The organism is Limnobacter sp. 130, from assembly GCF_902506325.1.
Classification (GTDB): domain Bacteria; phylum Pseudomonadota; class Gammaproteobacteria; order Burkholderiales; family Burkholderiaceae_B; genus Limnobacter.
Genome location: NZ_LR732328.1, coordinates 1,214,483 through 1,233,612 on the forward strand (window position 1 = coordinate 1,214,483; position 19,130 = coordinate 1,233,612).

Below are 19,130 nucleotides of genomic sequence, written 5' to 3' on the forward strand. Positions count from 1 at the left end.
AGGTTTGCCACTGACGGCGAGTTGAAGTTTGAACAACTTCGACAACTGGAACTATCCATAGACGGTCGGGAAAGGCCCGAGCACTCCTGTAATAAAAAAACACCGCCTAATCGTACAAAGACGACGGGGCGGTGTCAATTTATCTTTTAAAAATCAGGTCTTGTGGTAAATCTCAGACCCTTTCTTGATGAACTCGATGGATTTCTCTTCCATCCCCTTGCTCAGGGCGTCTTTTTCAGAAACACCCAGCTTTTCGGCGTATTCGCGCACGTCCTGGGTAATTTTCATGGAGCAGAAGTGCGGACCACACATCGAACAGAAGTGCGCCACCTTCATGCTCTGTTTGGGCAAAGTTTCATCGTGATACTCACGAGCCGTGTCTGGATCCAGACCCAAATTGAACTGATCGTCCCAGCGGAATTCGAAACGTGCTTTCGATAACGCATTGTCCCGAATTTGAGCACCAGGGTGCCCCTTGGCCAAATCGGCGGCATGTGCAGCAATTTTGTAAGTGATGATGCCGTCTTTCACGTCCTTCTTGTTTGGCAAGCCCAAGTGTTCTTTGGGCGTGACATAGCACAGCATGGCACAGCCATACCAACCAATTTGTGCAGCGCCAATGCCACTGGTGATGTGGTCGTAACCGGGTGCAATGTCAGTGGTCAATGGGCCCAGCGTGTAGAAAGGCGCCTCGTGGCATTCTTTCAACTGAATATCCATGTTTTCTTTGATCAGCTGCATGGGCACGTGGCCCGGGCCTTCAATCATCACCTGCACATCGTGCTTCCAGGCGACCTGGGTCAACTCGCCCAGAGTACGAAGCTCGCTCAATTGGGCCTCATCGTTGGCGTCCCACACGGAACCGGGGCGCAGACCATCGCCCAGCGAGAAGCTGACGTCGTAGGCCTTCATGATTTCGCAAATGTCTTCGAAGTGCTCGTACAGGAAGCTTTCTTTGTGGTGAGCCAGGCACCACTTCGCCATGATTGAACCACCGCGAGACACAATACCGGTCATGCGGCTGGCTGTCATGGGCACATAGGCCAGGCGCACACCCGCGTGAATGGTGAAGTAGTCCACGCCCTGCTCCGCCTGTTCGATCAAGGTGTCGCGGAAAATTTCCCAGGTCAGGTCTTCAGCCTTGCCATTGACCTTTTCCAAGGCCTGGTAAATGGGCACGGTACCAATGGGCACGGGGCTGTTACGCAAAATCCATTCGCGGGTTTCATGAATATGCTTGCCCGTGGACAAGTCCATGACCGTGTCACCGCCCCAGCGAATTGACCAGGTCATTTTTTCCACTTCCTCGCCGATCGAGGAAGAAACAGCCGAATTGCCAATGTTGGCGTTGATTTTCACCAGGAAATTTCGGCCAATGATCATGGGCTCAACTTCAGGGTGATTGATGTTCAAGGGGATAATGGCGCGGCCACGGGCAATTTCATCGCGCACAAATTCAGGCGTGATTTGCTCAGGAATCGAGGCACCAAACGATTCGCCTGGGTGTTGACGGGTCAGCAGGTCAACCATTTTGGCGCCAATTTTGCCGCCAGCGTGTTTCAGGCTTTCAATGTATTCCTGGCGGCGCATGTTTTCGCGAATGGCCACGTATTCCATTTCAGGCGTAATAATGCCTTGGCGTGCGTAATGCATTTGCGTCACGTTCTTGCCAGCCTTGGCTTTGCGGGGTTTGCGCTGCAAGTTAAAACGCAACTCGGTCAGCTTGGGGTCGTTCAAGCGCTCAATGCCGTATTCGGAACTTGGACCGTCCAGCATCTCGGTGTCACCGCGCTCGTCAATCCAGGCATTGCGAATGGCCGGAAGACCTGAGCGAATATCGATTTTTGCATCGGGGTCGGTGTAAATGCCCGAGCAGTCGTACACATAAATTGGCGGGTTCTTCTCGCCACCGAATGAGGTAGAGGTGTCGTCTTGCGAAATTTCACGCATCGGCACCTGAATGTCGGGTCGAGAACCCTGCACATAGACCTTGCGGGAATTGGGAAGTGGCTTGACCGCAGCTTCGTCAACCTTGGCGGTTGCGGCTAGAAAATCTGGATTGGCGCTCATGAATACTCCTGTTGGGCGTGTATCGTGTTCGTGCCGGGTGCATGATCATTCCACCCGACCACCCACAAGGAGAAAGGCCAGTGAAACGCTTCCTGCAAACAGCATTATCTGCACAGGTGTGAGGGTTTTTCTCACCCGGCAACAATTTGCCAGGACCCCTGCGTTAAACTCAAACAAGCTCAAAGTATAGGCCCGCGCCAGCAACACCTCAATACGCGGTTTGCACAAGACGCTCTTTTTGTTCAACTTTCTCGGATCACGCAATTTCATGGGCAACAGACTCAGTTCAATCACCACCCGCACCGGCGACGATGGCACCACTGGCTTGGCCGATGGCAGCCGTTTGGCCAAAAACGATCTTCGCGTTCATGCCATGGGCGATGTCGATGAACTGAACAGTCACATTGGCTTGATCTTGACCGAGGCGCTACCTGAACGCCTGGCCACAGAACTGACCCGCATTCAGCATGATTTGTTCGATTTGGGTGCAGCCCTGTGCATGCCCGGCTTTGATGTATTTCCGCAGCAAGCCGTGAGTAGGCTTGAAGACCTGATCAAGGAATTCAATGAACCCCTACCCCGCCTTGAAGAATTTATTCTGCCTGGCGGCAGCAAAGCCTCTGCTTACGCTCACATTGCCCGCACGGTGTGCCGCAGGGCAGAGCGGGTGCTGGTGGATTTGAACCAGCAACAAAAACAGCCTGAAGACCTGCTGCTCTACATGAACCGCTTGTCCGATTTCCTGTTTGTGGCCTCACGCTGGATTCACCACAAAAAAGGCGTGCGGGATGTGCAATGGAAAAAGGGATTCAACCGCCCGCAAGAATAAGCTTACTTGGACTCGGTTTTGGCTGGGCCCACCACATTGCTGTCGGCTGGGCCCGTTTCTTTGGGTGGATAGAAAAACTCGCCTGGGCTCGTGAAAAACCGCTTGAAAATGCGTCCCGCCAGGGAAAGGCTTTCCAGTTTTCGAACCCCACGTGCCCGCAAAGCGGTGAAAAACGCCAGGCTGAAGCTCACGGCCAGGTTCACCATGCCGATCAGGAATACACCCACAACCGCAATCGCTACTTCGAACCCACTCAACATGAATTCCTGGGCTTGAAAACCATACGCCATATTGGCTGCCGAGAAGGTAATGTGCCGAATGTCGATTGGCAAACCCAGAATAAGCCCCACAAAACCCGCAGAACCCAACATGCAGCCAAAGAAAAAATTACCCGCCAAAGCGCCCGTGTTTTTGCTCAAGTAATCGGCCAGTTTGTTGGCGCGGACCACGCCAAGACGCTTGCGTAGCCAAGGTACCTTTCGAATTCTGTCGGGAATACGGTGATAAATCGACAGGTTGTCGTAATAACCCGAGATAACACCCGCCAAAAACAGAAATATGCCCGCGATGGCCGCATGCGGTAGTGCCGCAGAAAGCAAAGGATTCAATTCCAGCAGCATTTTCTCGCCTTTCTCCACTGCAATTGGCGATTCGCCGAGCAAGAAGGTAAGGCCCACTGCCACCACAGTGGCTGTGGCAAATGCAGGCAATACATTGCCCCATATCGCAATAAACTGGGTTCGAGCTACCTGGGTAATCAAATCAGCAACCCGGTCAGCGGAGCTTAACCGACCATTGGCAGCATCGATGGCAGCCGCAATGCGGGCGGCAGTCATGGCTGGCTGCTTGGTGGCAATTGTGAACCCCAACAGGTGAATGATCACAAAGCCAATGCCGTAATTCAGGCTGAAAAACACAGCCTCCCAAAACGGGGGCAAATGCCAATCAGAAATACCTGCCTTGAAAAGCGAAAGTAGCGCAATAATAACCCCGGCCCCCATGGCAGCGCGGGCCATTTTCCAGTATTCCGAGCGGGATTCCGTGGCGTATTTCTCGCCAGACTGGCTTGCATGTTCGGTGATTCGCAAGGCGAGTTTGTCAGTCAAACCACGCCACAAATCGGTAATTGAATGTTTGCGGTTTTCTTCCCGGGTCAAAGTACAGAAGAATTGAACGCAGGTACCCACACGGTTTTCAGTGGGTAAGGCGCCCAGCAGTTGCAACAGGCGCCGCATGCGGTTGATTGATTGCTCTAGTCGAATCAACTGCATACTCAGAGTGACTGAAATACCCTGAACACGGGCCTGTGCGTAGGCTTTCTTGATTTGTCCCTGGCACTGATCCAGCAACACATCCAGGTGATCACCCAAGTCGTGCAGGGGCTCCATGTTGCTGAGTTTCTCGTGAGCCTGCCCAATCATGTTGCGCAATTCCAGGTGCTGCTCCACGAATGGGGAGGTATGCCGCTCTGAGATACCCAAACAACGAACCACTTCGGAATCAATGCCCAAGGCAGCAATTCGCACGGCCAGCATTTCCATGGCCTCAAGCATTTCGTGTTGGATACGTTTCCACAGGGGCATGGCGGGGTCCAGCCACTCCAGCACATGGAACAGGCGGGTCCAGCTAGGTACACTGATCGATTCAAGCCACTCGTGGTCATCTGATTTGGTAAACATCAGGCTGAGCGATTCACGCACGGTTTTGTCTTCAACCGTGGCGGGCAAAAGGCGCTGAAAAATCCGGTTTTTCATGGCCTGACCGAAAGTTTCATTGCCAAGGATACCCAACTCGGCAAAGGTGTACCGGTAACGCGATTCTTTCAGGAACTGCTCAAGGTAGCCCTTGACCTGCACACGCAGGTCATTGGACTGCTCAAGCGCCTCCACCAGCATGGAAAATCGCCGCTCAATTTCGAAGTCGGAGCCGGGAGCTCCTTCTCGAAACCATTCCATGAAGTGGCACAGGTGGGCAATGTCCGCCTCGTGCTCGGTGTCTGGGCTCATCCCGTTCAGGATGGTCAGCAGCGCACCTCGAATGTTGTAGTTTGGATTCATTGCCATATTCTGAATACCTAGTCCGAGGGCTAGTGTACCCGATGAATTGGCTATTTACTCCAACTGTCCTTCAGGGTGGTGGCCCGGTTAAACACCGGGTTTTCCAGAGTATGGTCTTTCAAATCGGGCACAAAATAACCGTGGCGTTCGAACTGATAGACCGTACCAGACCACGCATCTTTCAAGCCCGCTTCCAGATATGCCTTCACCTCGGTCAATGAATTGGGGTTCAGGCTGTCCATGAAGTTCTTGCCGCCAGAATCAGGATGCTCTTCGGTAAACAAACGATCGTAAAGGCGCACGGTGGCGGGCAGGCAATCCTCTGAATCGACCCAGTGAATATTGCCCTTTACCTTGTAAGTGTCGGCGCCGGGTGTACCCGATTTGCTGTCCAGAAACACCTGGGCATGCACGGCAATCACCTTGCCGTTTTCATCTTTGTCGCAGCCCGTGCACTCGATCACATAGCCATAACGCAGGCGCACCTTGTTGCCGGGGAACAAACGGAAAAACTTCTTCTCGGGATTCTCCTGAAAATCTTCCGCCTCAATCCACAAGCGCTTGCCAATCGTGAACTGGCGTGTGCCCCAATGCGGTTGGTGCGGGTGAACAGGTGCGGTGCATAAATCAGCCCAGTCATCGTCGACGTTGTCCAGAATCAACGGGATGGGGTCAAGTACCGCCACCGCACGGTGAGCCACGGGGTCGAGCGTGTCGCGCAAAGCGCCTTCCAGCACTGAGTAGTCAATCCAGGAGTCGGACTTGGACACACCAATGCGGGCGCAAAACAGCTGAATGGCCTCAGGCGTGTAGCCACGCCGGCGCAAACCCACGATGGTGGGCATACGGGGGTCGTCCCAGCCACTGAGTTTGTTTTCAGTTACCAATTGCTGCAATTTGCGCTTGCTGGTCACCACATAACTCAAGTTCAAGCGGGCAAACTCAACTTGCTTGGGCAGTGGGTGGCTCAATATGGGTTTGATCAGGCTGCCATCCGCTGCAGTGTGCTCTGCAGCAAGATTGCGGAGAAGCCAGTCGTAGAACGGCCGCTGATCTTCAAACTCAAGCGTACAAAACGAGTGGGTAATGCGCTCAAGCGCGTCTTCAATAGGGTGCGCGAAGGTGTACATGGGGTAAATGCACCATTCATCGGCCGTGCGGTGGTGAAAAGCACGGCGAATGCGGTAAATGGCCGGGTCGCGCATGTTCATGTTCGGGCTGGCCATGTCAATTTTTGCACGCAGCACGGCGGCGCCATCGGGCAACTCGCCTGCACGCATGGCACGAAAGCGGGTCAGGCTTTCAGCCACAGGGCGATTGCGGAACGGAGAATCCACACCAGCTTGCGTTAACGTGCCACGATTGGCGCGCATGTCATCGGCATTTTGTTCGTCCACATAAGCCAAGCCAGCCTGAATCAGAAATTCAGCAGCCTGGTACATGAAGTCGAAGTAATCGCTGGCGTAATACAGATTGTCGTCGCCGAAGTCTTCCCACCTGAAGCCAAGCCAATACACGGCATCCAGTATGGAATCGGCGAATTCTTCGCTTTCCTTCTCGGGGTTGGTGTCGTCAAACCGCATGTGGCAGGCGCCGCCGTATTCTTTGGCCAAGCCAAAGTTCACGCAAATGGCTTTGGCATGGCCCACATGCAAGTAGCCATTGGGCTCGGGCGGAAAACGCAAGCGTATTGCTGCAGGGTCGGCAGGTGCGCCCTCATGTACGTCTGCACCACCTGGCTTACCAGCCCATGGGCGCGACTGATACTCGGGCTTTTTCAAGTCCGCATCAATGATGTTGCGAAGGAAATTGGAAGCTGGGGCGTTGTCAGCCCCGGCATTGGTGGTTTTGTTTGCAGAATCAGACATCAGCACATCCTGTTGGCGAATGCGCTGATGTTAGCAAAAACAAGCCTTAGGCAACGGCCAAGGCCTCGCCCTTCTTGGAAGAAATTCCAGTAAATGCGAAATCCAGCTCAGGCTGTTTGCCGTTCATGATTGAAGCAATTGAACGACCTGAGCCACAAGAGTGAGTCCAGCCGAGCGTGCCATGGCCAGTATTGAGGTACAGGTTTGAAATTTTGGACACGCCAATGTAGGGCACGTTGGATGGCGTGGCAGGGCGCAAACCGGTCCAGTACACGGCCTTCTCGGGGTCGGCCATGCCGGGGAACAGTTCCATGACGCGGCGGGTAATGGCCTTGCAACGCACATCGTTCAATTCCGTGCTGTAGCCATTCAATTCGGCGGTGCCGGCAATGCGCAACTTGTCGCCCAAACGGCTGAACACCAGCTTGTACTCGTCGTCGGTCAGGCTAACCTGGGGCGCCTTGCTCGCATCGTCGATCTGCAAAGTAGCTGAATAGCCCTTGGCAGGGTAAATCAACAAATCCACGCCCAAGTCTTTTACCAGCATTGGGCTGTAACTGCCCATGCACAGCAAGTACTTGTCGGCTTTCAGTACTTGAACCTGACCATCAGCGCCGCGTACACGCACACCGCTGATTTGGCCACCTTCAGTGTCCAGGCCCAGAATGGCTGTGTCGTATTTGAACTCAACGCCTTTGGCTGCACACAGCTTGGACAGGTTTTGCGTAAACACGTGTGCATCGCCGCTTTCATCTGCATCGGTGAATGTTGCACCGGCAATTTTGTCTTTCACAGTGGCCAAGGCGGGCTCAAGGCGGACAGCTTCTTCAGCGCTGATCACTTTGCGATCACAGCCGAATTCACGCATGATTTCAGCAGGTTCCAGGGCATCATCAAATTCTTGCTGGTTGGTGTAAAAGTGCAGAATGCCCTTGGTCAGGCAGTTGTATTCAATACCAGTCTCGGTACGCAATTCTTGCAGGGTGTCGCGGCTGAAAGTGCCCAAATTCACCATTTGAATGATGTTGTGACGAGTTTTTTCAGGGGTACATTCGCGCAGAAACTGCATGCCCCAGCGCCATTGGCGTGCATCTGCGCGCAAGCGGAACAGCAGCGGCGCATCTTCGCGCATTAGCCACTTCAGCACTTTTTTCGGCGCACCGGGGTTGGCCCAGGGTTCGGCATGAGAAACTGAAATTTGGCCGCCATTGGCAAAGGAAGTTTCCATGCCGGCTGCAGGCTGACGATCCACCACGGTGACGTCAAAACCTTCTTTTTTCAAAAACCAGGCGGAAGTAATGCCGGTAACACCAGCACCAAGAACAATAGCTTTCATGAGAATAGGCTCCACGAACAGTAAAAAGGGCTTTCGGCAAACCATTTGCCTTGTAGCCCCTCTCTGTCCATTTGCCTGAAAGATTCACAACGGGTTGCGTTGCTTGCCTCTTCGGCGGCTGTACCTACGCGGCGATTGGCCGCGCACAGCGCTCTCCAGATTTGAATTTCTGAACCTGTACTGAAGCCTGAGCGTTCATGGGGATTGCGCCTTCGGCGAACCGGCAAACATACATGCCAGTTACTCTCCAGATTCAACCTTCGATTGTACTCCTGTGAATCTGGAGAAGCCAGTCTAAATTACTTCTTCAATGAGTCACGAATTTCACGCAACAACAGAACGTCCTCGGGCGTGGGGGGAGGTGCAGCGGGCGCTGCAGGCTCCTCTTTGGCCAAGGAAGCGGTGAGCTTGGCCACCTGACGTACCATCATGAAAATAATGAAGGCCAAAATGATGAAGTTGATCAATACAGACACGAAGTTGCCATACGCCAACACAGGAACTCCAGCAGCTTTTACCGCAACCAGTGTGGGCTCTACTCCCGCGGGCAGTTCTGTCAAGGGAAGGTACAAGTTTGAGAAATCAAGCTTGCCAAAAATACGTCCCACGATCGGCATGATCAAGTCGTCCACCAAACTTTTCACAATGCCGCTGAACGCCCCACCAATAATCACCGCCACGGCCAAATCAACCACATTGCCTTTTACTGCAAACGCCTTGAAGTCTTTGAGCAAACTCACGTTGCCTCCTGTTGAGTGTATACAAATGTAAAAGTCCAATACCCGCGCAGATTATCGCCGTGGATTCCTTTCAGGGCAATACGGCAGGTGCACGGTGGTGATAAAATCGCACCTCTTTGATTCAACAACAGAAAGTGAGCCATGGCAGGACACAGTAAATGGGCCAACATTCAGCACCGCAAAAACCGCCAAGATGAAAAGCGCGGCAAGGTGTGGACCAAAATCATTCGTGAAGTCAGCGTGGCAGCCCGAGTGGGCGGCGGCGATGTGGCCACGAACCCGCGTTTGCGCCTGGCCATGGAAAAAGCGGCTGACGCCAACATGCCCAAGGACAACGTGCAACGGGCCATTGCAAAAGCCACTGGCGAAGCCGAGGGCGTAAATTACGAGGAAATTCGCTACGAAGGTTATGGTGTGGGTGGCGCAGCCGTCATTATTGACTGCATGACCGACAACAAAGTACGCACCGTGGCCGAAGTTCGCCATGCGCTGACCAAGCACGGCGGCAATTTGGGTACCGACGGCTCGGTATCGTTCATGTTCAAGCACTGTGGGCAATTCATTTTCGCGCCAGGCCACAGCGAAGACGCGATTATGGAAGTTGCTCTTGAAAACGGTGGTGACGACGTGGTGACATCGGAGGACGGTGTAATCGAAGTGACCTGCCCCGTGCCCGAGTTTCACACCCTGAAAACTGCATTTGAAGCCGCCGACATGAAGTTCGAAAACGCGGAACTGACCATGAAGCCAGCCAGCGAAACCGAACTGGAAGGCGACGATGCCGTTCGCATGCAGAAGATTATTGACATGCTGGAGGACCTGGACGACGTGCAGCAGGTTTACACCAACGTGATCATCAACGAATAAAAAGTACGGAGCATTACACACATGAAAATTTTGGTGATTGGATCAGGTGGCCGCGAACACGCCATGGCGTGGCGCATTTGCCAAACTCCCGGCGTAACGAAAGTATTTGTTGCTCCCGGCAATGGTGGCACTGCCCTTGAAGCCAAAATGGAAAATGTGGCCATCAGCGACCTGGCCGAACTGGCCGACTTCGCGACCAAAGAACAGGTACACCTTACTGTGGTGGGCCCGGAAGCCCCCTTGGCCGCGGGTGTGGTCGATTTGTTCCGCCAACGTGGCTTGCGTATTTTTGGCCCAGCCAAATTGGCCGCTCAACTGGAAAGCTCGAAGGACTACGCCAAAGCCTTCATGAAGCGGCACAAAATTCCCACCGCAGAATACGAAACATTCACCGACGCGGCCAAGGCCCACGACTACGTGAACGCCAAGGGTGCACCCATTGTGATCAAAGCCGATGGTTTGGCTGCGGGCAAAGGCGTTGTTGTCGCCATGAGCCTGGAAGAAGCCCACCAGGCCATTGACGACATGTTGCTGGGCAACAGCATGGGCAGTGCCGGTTCACGCGTGGTGGTTGAAGAGTTTCTTGAAGGCGAAGAAGCCAGCTTCATCGTGATGGTCGACGGAGTGAACGCCTTGGCCATGGCCAGCAGCCAAGACCACAAACGCCTTCTGGATGGCGACCTGGGCCCCAACACGGGCGGTATGGGTGCTTACAGCCCAGCACCGGTGGTTACGCCCACCATGCACGCCCGCGTCATGCGCGAAGTCATTTACCCCACCATTGCCGGCATGAAAAAAGACGGCCTGGTGTACACCGGCTTTTTGTACGCCGGCCTGATGATCGACGACAAAAACGACATCAAAGTGCTGGAATTCAACTGCCGCATGGGCGACCCCGAAACCCAACCCATCATGATGCGCTTGAAAAGCGACTTCGTGAATTTGCTCGACCATGCCATTGATGGCACGCTCGACCAAGTGGAAGCCGAATGGGACCGCCGCACCGCGCTGGGCGTGGTGATTGCCGCCCACAACTACCCACAAACCCCGCGCGCAGGCGATGAAATCACCTTGCGTGCCGAAGCCAGCGACGAGGCCGTTGTATTCCATGCGGGTACCGTTGAGCAAAACGGAAAAGCGGTTACCTCCGGTGGTCGTGTGTTGTGCGCAACCGCATTGGGCGACACCGTGCGCCAAGCCCAGGCCAAAGCCTATGAACTGGTCGACACCATCAGTTTCGACGGCATGCAGTTCCGTAGCGACATCGGCTACCGGGCAATCAATCGCAAGTAATCAGGACTCACAAACATGACACCAGCTGAGCTGAATCAGGTGAAACAATACCTTCAAGGGCTTCAAGCCAGCATTGTTGAAGGCATTGGTCAGTTTGAAAGCAAGCCGTTTTTGAACGACTCCTGGGAACGTGCCGAGGGTGGTGGCGGTTGCAGCCGTGTACTGGAAGAAGGCAGTTTGCTTGAACGTGGTGGCGTTAACTTCAGCCACGTGATGGGCGACAAATTGCCCGGCTCGGCCACAGCCAGCCGCCAAGGCTTGGCTGGCGCCAGCTTTGAAGCCATGGGCGTTTCCCTGGTATTTCACCCCCGCAACCCCTATGTGCCCACCGTGCACATGAATGTACGCCTGTTTGCAGCCACCACAGTGGAAGGTGAATCGGTGTGGTGGTTCGGCGGCGGCATGGATTTGACCCCCTATTACGGATTCGAGGAAGACGCAAAGCACTTTCACCAAAGCTGTAAAAATGCGCTCGATCCGTTCGGTGCGCATTACCACGCCAAATTCAAGAAATGGTGCGACGAATATTTTTACCTGAAACACCGCAAAGAACCGCGCGGCGTGGGTGGCGTGTTTTTCGATGACTTTTCCGAGCTGGGGTTCGAACAAAGTTTCGCGATGACCCGCAGCGTAGGCGATGCCTTCCTGAAAGGCTACTTGCCCATTGTAGAGCGTCGCATGAACATGGCCTACGGCGAACGTGAACGCGACTTTCAGGCCTATCGCCGTGGTCGCTATGTGGAATTCAATTTGGTATTCGACCGGGGCACACTGTTTGGCCTGCAAAGCGGCGGGCGCACTGAATCCATTTTGATGAGCATGCCCCCACAAGTGAAATGGCGCTACGACTGGCAACCCGAAGCGGGTAGTGCCGAAGCAAGGCTGTACACCGATTTTTTGGTGGACAAAGACTGGTTGGTTGCCTGACCCATGGCCAGCCGGCAAATTTGCATCATCGGCGGCACGTTCAACCCCATCCACATGGGGCATTTGCAAATGGCACGCTCGGCGCAGGCCCAATGCATGGCAGACGAGGTGTGGTTCCTGCCCGCGGGCCAACCCTGGCAAAAGCCCAATTCTGACCTGCCCCCCGCAGATATTCGCAAACACTTGGTTGAACTTGCCATTGAAGGCGTGCATTCCTGGCGTGTAGAGCCTTTTGAGCTTGAACACCAGGGCCCCACCTACACGGTGGATACCCTGGAAAAGCTGTCTGACCTGCACCCCGATTGCAAATTCTCATTTGTGATTGGTGCCGACCAACTGGCCAACCTGACCAGCTGGAAGCATTGGCAAAGCCTGTTCGATTACGCCCGCATCGGCGTGGTGGACCGCACGCAATGGGGCGACTTTCAAGTGCCCGAGGCTTTAAAACGACACTTGCTTCAAGACCGTTTGTTTCGCATCCCCATGCCCAGCGTGAACATCAGTTCAACCCAAATTCGCCGGCAGTTTGAGCTTCTGCACTCAGGCAATACCGAGGTTCGGGAAACGGCAAGATTCAAATTAGAAGCCAGCCTGCCCACCGCCGTGTTCAAGTACCTGACACAGCACCCAGTTTATGGTCGCGCCCAACCCTGAAAGTTGTTAGAATTCAGGCAATTAACAAACCTTTGGAATTGCATGGAATTGCGTAAATTGCAGCGCGTGGTCATCGACGCGCTAGAAGACATCAAGGCACAAGATATCGCCATATTCGACACGACTCACCTCACCGGAGTTTTTGACCGGGTCATCATTGCATCAGCCTCATCAAACCGCCAAACACGTGCTTTGGCCAACAATGTGCGCGAAAAAACCAAGGAAGCAGGTGGTGAAGTGCTCAGCACCGAGGGCGAGGACACAGGTGAATGGGTACTGGTCGACCTGGGCGACGTGGTGGTTCACCTGATGCAACCCGCCATCCGCGAATACTACAATCTGGAAGAAATTTGGGGTGACAAGCCCGTGCGCGTGAAACTGAACCCGCACAGCTTGAGCAAGCCCATGCCTGGCGTGGACTACTTCCCGCAGCAGGCCGAAGCATATTCAAGCCAGTACAACTAAGTCATTTAGGCTTTGAAAATCCACGTCATCGCCCTGTCTCACAAAATTGAGCCATGGGCGCAACAAGCGGTTGATCAGTTCCAGAAACGTTTCCCGAACGACTGGAAACTGACCATCAAAGAACTGAAACCTGAAGACCGTTCTGCGGGCAAGCCTGTGGACCAAATTCTCGCCAAGGAAGCCGAGCGCATTCGTGCGGCCATACCCGGCGGCGCCCGTGTGCTTGCGCTGGATGAAAGGGGCGAGCGCCACACCAGCAAGGCCCTGGCTGAGCAGCTTCAAAAATGGCACAACAGCAGTGAAACCCTGTGCCTGCTGATTGGCAGCGCCGATGGCCTGGACGAAACCCTGAAAAAACAATGCCAAGGCATGTGGCGGCTTTCCGACCTTACCCTGCCCCATGCACTGGCCCGTGTTTTATTGGTGGAAGCTTTGTACCGCGCATTTTCCATTACCATTGGGCATCCGTACCACCGCGAATAAATCCCACAATGAACACACCTGTTCGCCCCCAACACAGTGGCTTACCCGCCCAGGTTTGGCTTGCTTCACGCAGTCCCCGCCGCCTTGAATTGCTTCAAACACTCGGAATTCAGGTTGAGGTGTTTCTGGCCCAAAACACCCCGGAAGCCGAGGCACTTGAAGCGCCCTTCGAGAATGAAGACCCTTTGCTGTACGTGCAGCGTGTTACCCAATTAAAACTGGACACTGCATTGAACGCCATGCGCGAGCAGGGTTTGAGTGGATTGGTTTTAGCCGCTGATACCACTGTGGCGCTACACGGCGTCATTCTGGGCAAACCACAAGGCGCCGCCGAAGCATTCGACATGCTAAGCAGCCTTTCCAACACCACCCACGAAGTTCACACCGCGGTGGCGGGCGCCTGGCTTAATACGCACGGTGCCACTACAACAATGACAAACACCGTACAAACGTCCCACGTGGAGTTTTCAACACTTCCCGACACCTTCATCCAGGCCTACATTTCCAGTGGCGAACCTTTCGACAAAGCAGGTGCTTACGGCATTCAGGGGATCGCAGGGCAATACGTTCGTCACATTTCCGGCAGTCATTCTGGCATTATGGGTTTACCACTGTTTGAAACGAGCGAATTGATGCGCCATATCCAAACAGTGGCCCAGAAAAGCAACTGAGCTACAACAAGAATCGATTAATACCCAAGAAGCAAAAGATGATCAACGAACAAATACTGGTGAACGTGACACCGCAGGAAACGCGCGTGGCCATTGTTCAGCACGGTGCTGTGCAAGAACTTCACATTGAGCGAACTTCGACCCGCGGCATTGTGGGCAATGTGTACCTGGGCAAAGTGGTGCGCGTACTGCCCGGCATGCAATCGGCCTTTGTGGACATTGGCCTGGAGCGCGCTGCGTTTTTGCACGTGGCTGATTTGTGGGAACACCGCACCTACAACCACCACCAATCCAAACAAAATGGCAACCCGCCACCCGCCATTGAAAAAATGGTGTTCGAGGGGCAAACCATTATTGTGCAGGTGAGCAAAGACCCGCTGGGTACCAAAGGTGCACGGCTGACCACGCAAATCAGCCTGGCCGGCCGCATGCTGGTGCACCTGCCACAAGACCCACACATTGGCGTTTCGCAGCGCATTGAAAACGAAGGCGAGCGAGAGGAATTGCGCGCCAAATTAACCCGCTTGCTGCCCGAAAATACCGGCGGCTTCATCATTCGGACCCACGCAGAAGAAGCCACCGATGAAGAGCTGACTGCAGATGTGAATTACCTGCGCACACGCTGGCGTGAAATGCTGGAATTGACCCGCACCAAGCCAGCGCCCAGCCTAATCTATGAAGACCTGACCATGGCCCAACGCGTGGTGCGCGACCTAGTCAGCGTGGACACGCAGGCAATTTTGGTTGATTCGAAAGAAACGCTGAAAAACCTGCTGACCTTCGCTGAAACCTACGCACAGGAAACCAAAGACCGCCTGCAACTACACCAGGGCGAACGGCCACTGTTTGAGCTGTACAACATTGAAGACGAGTTGCAAAAGGCCCTTGGGCGACGGGTGGAATTGAAATCGGGCGGCTATGTGATCATTGATCAAACCGAAGCGCTCACCACCATCGACGTGAACACCGGTGGCTTTATTGGCGCACGCAATTTTGAAGAAACTGTTTTTAAAACCAATCTGGAAGCTGCACATGCCATCGCACGCCAACTGCGTCTGCGCAATTTGGGTGGCATTATCGTGATCGATTTCATCGACATGAGCACCGACGAACACAAAAAGGCGGTGCTGAACGAATTGCAAAAAGCGCTGGGCCGCGACCGTGCCCGCACCAGCGTCACCGACTTTTCTGCCCTGGGCCTGGTCGAAATGACCCGCAAACGCACCCGTGAAAGCCTGGCGCATTTGCTGTGTGAGCCCTGCCCCAGCTGCCAAGGCAAGGGGCAAGTTAAAACTGCACAAACTGTGGCTTACGAAATCATGCGGGAAATTGTGCGGGAAAGCCGCCAGTTCAACCCCAAGGAATTTCGCATTCTTGCCAGCCCTGCCGTGATCGACCTGTTTCTGGAAGAAGAGGCGCAACACCTGGGCATGCTTGAAGAATTTGTGGGCAAGCCGATTACCTTGCAAGTTGATAATCTGTTTGTGCAGGAACACTACGACATTATTTTGACCTGAACGCCGATGAACCTGAGCCAAGCCAGCCAACAACGCCTTGAACTTCTGGCCCAAGACAGCGGCAAGCGCGTGTTGCTGCCCTGCCCCATGGACCGACGTGCGCTCGACTTTTCCAGCAACGATTATTTGTGCCTGGCCCAGCGTGGCGACCTTGTAGAAGCTGGCCATGAATGTGCAAAGCGATACGGCGCAGGTGCAACAGGCTCGCGTTTGCTGTCAGGCAACCTGGAATGTTTTGAAGCACTGGAAGCCCAAGTGGCGCAATTCAAAAACGCCGAAGCAGCACTGGTGCTATCAAGCGGCTACCAAACCAATGCCAGCGGGCTTGCCGCCTTGCTGGACAAAAGTCTGTGGGGCGGCGTTGAACCCCTTGTTTTTACTGACCGCTTGAACCACGCCAGCCTGCACCACGCTTGCCAATTGGCAGGTGTGAAGCAAGTCCGGTTTCGTCACAACGACATGGCACACCTGACTGAATTGCTGAACAAGCATGCCGACTCCACCCAACCCCGAATCATCGTGTCAGAAACCGTATTTGGCATGGAAGGCGATTTGCTGCCCGTAGAACAACTGGCTGAAATTGCCCTGCAACACAATGCGGTGGTTTATCTGGACGAAGCACACGCCACTGGCGTGTGGGGGCCACAGGGCCGCGGCCTGGGCGCACTGGCCCACCCGGCCATTGATGCACTTAAAACCATGGGGCACTGGGTGATCATGGGCACCTTCAGCAAAGCAGTGGGTGTGAGTGGCGCCTACATTGCATGCAGTGAAGTATTCAAACAGTACCTGGTGAACCGGTGCACAGGGTTTGTGTATTCCACCGCACCTTCGCCTTTCGTTGTTGGCGCAGTCGCGAAAGCTTTGGAAATCATTCCTGGCTTGAATGCCGAACGTGCAGCTTTGCAATCGGCGGCTGAAACGCTGCGCAACCGAGTGCACCAACTCGGCTTCGACACCGGGCTTTCCAACACCCACATTGTGCCGCTGGTGGTGGGTAGCAACACCGCCTGCCTTGAACTAAAAAGCCATTTGCAACAGACTGGAATCCGTACCTCTGCGGTGCGCCCCCCCACAGTGCCGCCCAATGCAGCCCGGGTTCGGCTTGCATTGAATACTGGGCACAGCCAAGCTGTATTTGATCAACTTCAGGAGGCCTTGGTCCGCTGGAAGGAGGCTGCATGAAGCAACCCGAAATTTCCCAAGTGCTATTGATGGCGCACGGCTGGGGCTACAACCACCGGTTCTTCAACGCCTTGCTGGACACACTACCCAAGCACACCCGTGAAACCACACTATTTGTGTGTTTCGAGGCAGGCTATTTTCCTGAACAAGGCAAACAAGGCCTGATGATCAATATACAGGGCGAGTGGGTGCACCACCCTGCGGAGGCTTTGCACAGCTTGGTTTTGGCGCAAGCCAATGTGCCTTGGCTGGGTCTGGGGCATTCGCTGGGCTTTTCCAAATTACTCGACTTTTCTGTACGTTGGCACAGCCTGTACAGCCTGCACGGATTCACGCGTTTCACCAACAACCGGGTACTGGCGCGCATGATCCGAAAAGCCGAAGAAAACATGCCCGAGGTACTGGCAGACTTTCACAAGCGTTGCGGTCACATTGCCCCATGGACCACCCTGGATGAACGCGCACTGCTGGCCGACTTGATCGGCATGCAAAATTTAAGCGCTGAACAAGAATTGCAGCATGCCCTTTCCCATGGTGCCGAGTTGTACGCTTGGGCCAGCAGCGTCGATCAAATCGTACCCCTGGCTTTGGCACAGGCTTGTTTCGACAACACGCTGAAACTACAAAGCCGCACCTTGTTCATTCTGCCTTCCGAAGAACATGCAAGCATTGCCAATGCCCCTGCGCGTTATACTGATGCCTTGTTGCCCTTTCTTAGCCAGCATTAATTTCAACCCTCCTTGAAATGTCCGAACACGCTTTGCCGCGAAAACTGAATTCTGTCCAGGCCGCATCACGCCGCTTCTCCAATGCTGCCCGCGATTATGATCACCATGCACGCGTGCAAAAACATTCGGCACAGCATTTGTGTCAGTGGCTGGACCAAATGCTGCCCGCTGAATTTGACCCCAAGGCTTGCGTTGATGTGGGCAGTGGCACTGGCTTTCTCACTGAACACCTGCTGAACAAATTTCCGCAAAGCGCCGTGCACGCAGTCGATCTGGCGCAAGGCATGCTGACAGAATTGAAGCGCAAGTATCCCACCGAGCGCCTGCACACCCACTTGATCAACGGTGAAGAACTGGCGGTCGAACACCTTTGGATACCCAACCATTCCCTGCTCATTTCCGGAATGTGCGCACAGTGGTTCGGCAATATCGAAGAGGCCATTCGACGCTGGCTTTCAGTGTCCAATACGGTGGCATTCAGTGTGCTGCTGGGTGGATCATTTCAAGCCTGGGAAGTGGCACACCAGGACACCGACCAAACCAGTGGGCTTCGACCGCTGCCCAGCGACGCCGATTTACAGAATATTTTGAATGCGCTCGTGGCAGAAGGAATTGCAGCAAGCACCGCGCACCACACCAAGAACTTTCTGGACCATCACCCCGATGGCCTGTCGTTTGCGCGCAGCCTTCGCGCCATTGGCGCGGACCAACCCCGCTTGAACCACACCCCGGTGAATTTGCGCAAAGTGATTTCCGCCTTGGGTGAGGCTTGCACCATGAATTACCACATTGGTTTTTACTACCTGGAACGGCCGTGAAGCATTTGTTTGTAACGGGAACAGACACCGGTATCGGAAAAACAATTGTGAGCGCCTGGTTGTGCAAACACTGGGAAGCTGATTACTGGAAACCGGTTCAAAGTGGTCTGGAAGGAGGCAGTGACAGTGAATGGGTTGCCCGCTTAAGCCATGCCCGGATACATCCTGAAACCCATCGCTTAACCCAGCCTTTGTCGCCCCATCAGGCTGCGGAAATCGACGGCGTAAAAATTCAGCTGAGTGATTTCGAATTGCCACAAACCGAGAGGCTTGTTGTAGAAGGTGCAGGCGGCAGCCTTGTGCCCTTAAACTGGCGCGACACCATGCTCGACCTGATGAAACACTTGGGCAGCTGCGCCCTGCTGGTGGCCCGTAGCGGGCTTGGCACCATTAACCACACCTGCCTGTCACTGCAGGCATTGAAAGGCGCTGGTGTACCTGTTTTGGGCGTAATCCTGGTGGGCGAAGTAAATTCCGCCAACCGCGAGGCCATCCAGCATTTTGGTGAAGTGCCGGTTTTGGCTGAATTGCCGGTATTCAATGAAATAAGCGAACAGGCTCTGTCCGATTTTGGCATGCCCGAACGTTTGCTTCGCGCGTTGAACAGCCTGTAAGGGCGACC

Annotated in this window: 18 protein-coding genes and 1 riboswitch; of the genes, 13 read left to right on the plus strand and 5 right to left on the minus strand. The window is 54.3% G+C overall.

From position 1 onward, the window contains the following. Positions 1 to 153: 153 nt before the first annotated feature. Positions 154 to 2,070, minus strand: coding sequence for a phosphomethylpyrimidine synthase ThiC (thiC, locus tag FRIGORI9N_RS05760; protein WP_159568880.1), 1,917 nt, complete (start codon positions 2,068 to 2,070; stop codon positions 154 to 156). A 268-nt stretch (positions 2,071 to 2,338) separates the two neighbouring features. Between thiC and FRIGORI9N_RS05765 the strand changes: the two genes are divergently transcribed. After that, positions 2,339 to 2,899, plus strand: coding sequence for a cob(I)yrinic acid a,c-diamide adenosyltransferase (locus FRIGORI9N_RS05765; protein ID WP_159568881.1), 561 nt, complete (start codon positions 2,339 to 2,341; stop codon positions 2,897 to 2,899). Between the two features lie 2 nt (positions 2,900 to 2,901). Here FRIGORI9N_RS05765 and FRIGORI9N_RS05770 read toward each other — a convergent pair whose 3' ends face one another. From FRIGORI9N_RS05770 to mscL, 4 genes are all read right to left on the minus strand, one after another. Next, positions 2,902 to 4,962 carry a site-specific recombinase gene (locus FRIGORI9N_RS05770; protein WP_159568882.1) on the minus strand — a complete coding sequence of 687 codons (2,061 nt, stop codon included), beginning with the start codon at positions 4,960 to 4,962 and terminating at the stop codon, positions 2,902 to 2,904. 44 nt (positions 4,963 to 5,006) lie between these two features. Next, positions 5,007 to 6,824, minus strand: a complete 1,818-nt coding sequence (locus tag FRIGORI9N_RS05775) for a glutamine--tRNA ligase/YqeY domain fusion protein (RefSeq protein WP_159568883.1) — start codon at positions 6,822 to 6,824, stop codon at positions 5,007 to 5,009. Positions 6,825 to 6,870: 46 nt separating this feature from the next. After that, positions 6,871 to 8,160 (minus strand): D-amino acid dehydrogenase, encoded by a 1,290-nt coding sequence (locus FRIGORI9N_RS05780; RefSeq protein WP_159568884.1) that lies wholly within the window; start codon positions 8,158 to 8,160, stop codon positions 6,871 to 6,873. Between the two features lie 53 nt (positions 8,161 to 8,213). Then, positions 8,214 to 8,329, minus strand: a riboswitch (glycine riboswitch). A 130-nt stretch (positions 8,330 to 8,459) separates the two neighbouring features. Further along, positions 8,460 to 8,900 (minus strand): large conductance mechanosensitive channel protein MscL, encoded by a 441-nt coding sequence (gene mscL / locus FRIGORI9N_RS05785; protein WP_159568885.1) that lies wholly within the window; start codon positions 8,898 to 8,900, stop codon positions 8,460 to 8,462. A gap of 141 nt (positions 8,901 to 9,041) precedes the next feature. On the opposite strand from mscL, the gene FRIGORI9N_RS05790 reads away from it, so the two are divergent. From FRIGORI9N_RS05790 to bioD, 12 genes are read left to right on the plus strand one after another with little or no spacing between them, the layout of a single operon-like run. Further along, positions 9,042 to 9,767 carry a YebC/PmpR family DNA-binding transcriptional regulator gene (locus FRIGORI9N_RS05790; RefSeq protein WP_159568886.1) on the plus strand — a complete coding sequence of 242 codons (726 nt, stop codon included), beginning with the start codon at positions 9,042 to 9,044 and terminating at the stop codon, positions 9,765 to 9,767. A gap of 21 nt (positions 9,768 to 9,788) precedes the next feature. Further along, positions 9,789 to 11,060 carry a phosphoribosylamine--glycine ligase gene (purD, locus tag FRIGORI9N_RS05795; protein ID WP_159568887.1) on the plus strand — a complete coding sequence of 424 codons (1,272 nt, stop codon included), beginning with the start codon at positions 9,789 to 9,791 and terminating at the stop codon, positions 11,058 to 11,060. Between the two features lie 15 nt (positions 11,061 to 11,075). Then, positions 11,076 to 11,987: an oxygen-dependent coproporphyrinogen oxidase gene (gene hemF, locus FRIGORI9N_RS05800; protein WP_159568888.1), complete on the plus strand. Its 912-nt coding sequence runs from the start codon at positions 11,076 to 11,078 to the stop codon at positions 11,985 to 11,987. Positions 11,988 to 11,990: 3 nt separating this feature from the next. Further along, the gene (gene nadD, locus FRIGORI9N_RS05805; protein WP_159568889.1) at positions 11,991 to 12,641 is read left to right on the plus strand and encodes a nicotinate-nucleotide adenylyltransferase; all 651 of its coding nucleotides are present in this window, start codon (positions 11,991 to 11,993) and stop codon (positions 12,639 to 12,641) included. Positions 12,642 to 12,683: 42 nt separating this feature from the next. After that, positions 12,684 to 13,106, plus strand: a complete 423-nt coding sequence (gene rsfS, locus FRIGORI9N_RS05810) for a ribosome silencing factor (protein ID WP_159568890.1) — start codon at positions 12,684 to 12,686, stop codon at positions 13,104 to 13,106. Between the two features lie 12 nt (positions 13,107 to 13,118). Continuing rightward, entirely contained in the window at positions 13,119 to 13,589 is a 471-nt protein-coding gene (gene rlmH, locus FRIGORI9N_RS05815) for a 23S rRNA (pseudouridine(1915)-N(3))-methyltransferase RlmH (protein WP_159568891.1), read from the plus strand. A gap of 8 nt (positions 13,590 to 13,597) precedes the next feature. Beyond that, complete coding sequence (locus tag FRIGORI9N_RS05820) at positions 13,598 to 14,260, plus strand: nucleoside triphosphate pyrophosphatase (RefSeq protein WP_159568892.1); 663 nt, start codon at positions 13,598 to 13,600, stop codon at positions 14,258 to 14,260. 41 nt (positions 14,261 to 14,301) lie between these two features. Continuing rightward, entirely contained in the window at positions 14,302 to 15,777 is a 1,476-nt protein-coding gene (gene rng / locus FRIGORI9N_RS05825; protein ID WP_159569682.1) for a ribonuclease G, read from the plus strand. Positions 15,778 to 15,783: 6 nt separating this feature from the next. Beyond that, positions 15,784 to 16,962: an 8-amino-7-oxononanoate synthase gene (locus FRIGORI9N_RS05830; RefSeq protein WP_159568893.1), complete on the plus strand. Its 1,179-nt coding sequence runs from the start codon at positions 15,784 to 15,786 to the stop codon at positions 16,960 to 16,962. Continuing rightward, entirely contained in the window at positions 16,959 to 17,690 is a 732-nt protein-coding gene (locus FRIGORI9N_RS05835; protein ID WP_159568894.1) for a hypothetical protein, read from the plus strand. The genes FRIGORI9N_RS05830 and FRIGORI9N_RS05835 overlap by 4 nt, the downstream gene beginning before the upstream one ends. A gap of 17 nt (positions 17,691 to 17,707) precedes the next feature. Beyond that, positions 17,708 to 18,508, plus strand: coding sequence for a methyltransferase domain-containing protein (locus FRIGORI9N_RS05840; RefSeq protein WP_159568895.1), 801 nt, complete (start codon positions 17,708 to 17,710; stop codon positions 18,506 to 18,508). Next, positions 18,505 to 19,122 carry a dethiobiotin synthase gene (gene bioD, locus FRIGORI9N_RS05845; protein ID WP_159568896.1) on the plus strand — a complete coding sequence of 206 codons (618 nt, stop codon included), beginning with the start codon at positions 18,505 to 18,507 and terminating at the stop codon, positions 19,120 to 19,122. The genes FRIGORI9N_RS05840 and bioD overlap by 4 nt, the downstream gene beginning before the upstream one ends. Positions 19,123 to 19,130: the final 8 nt, after the last annotated feature.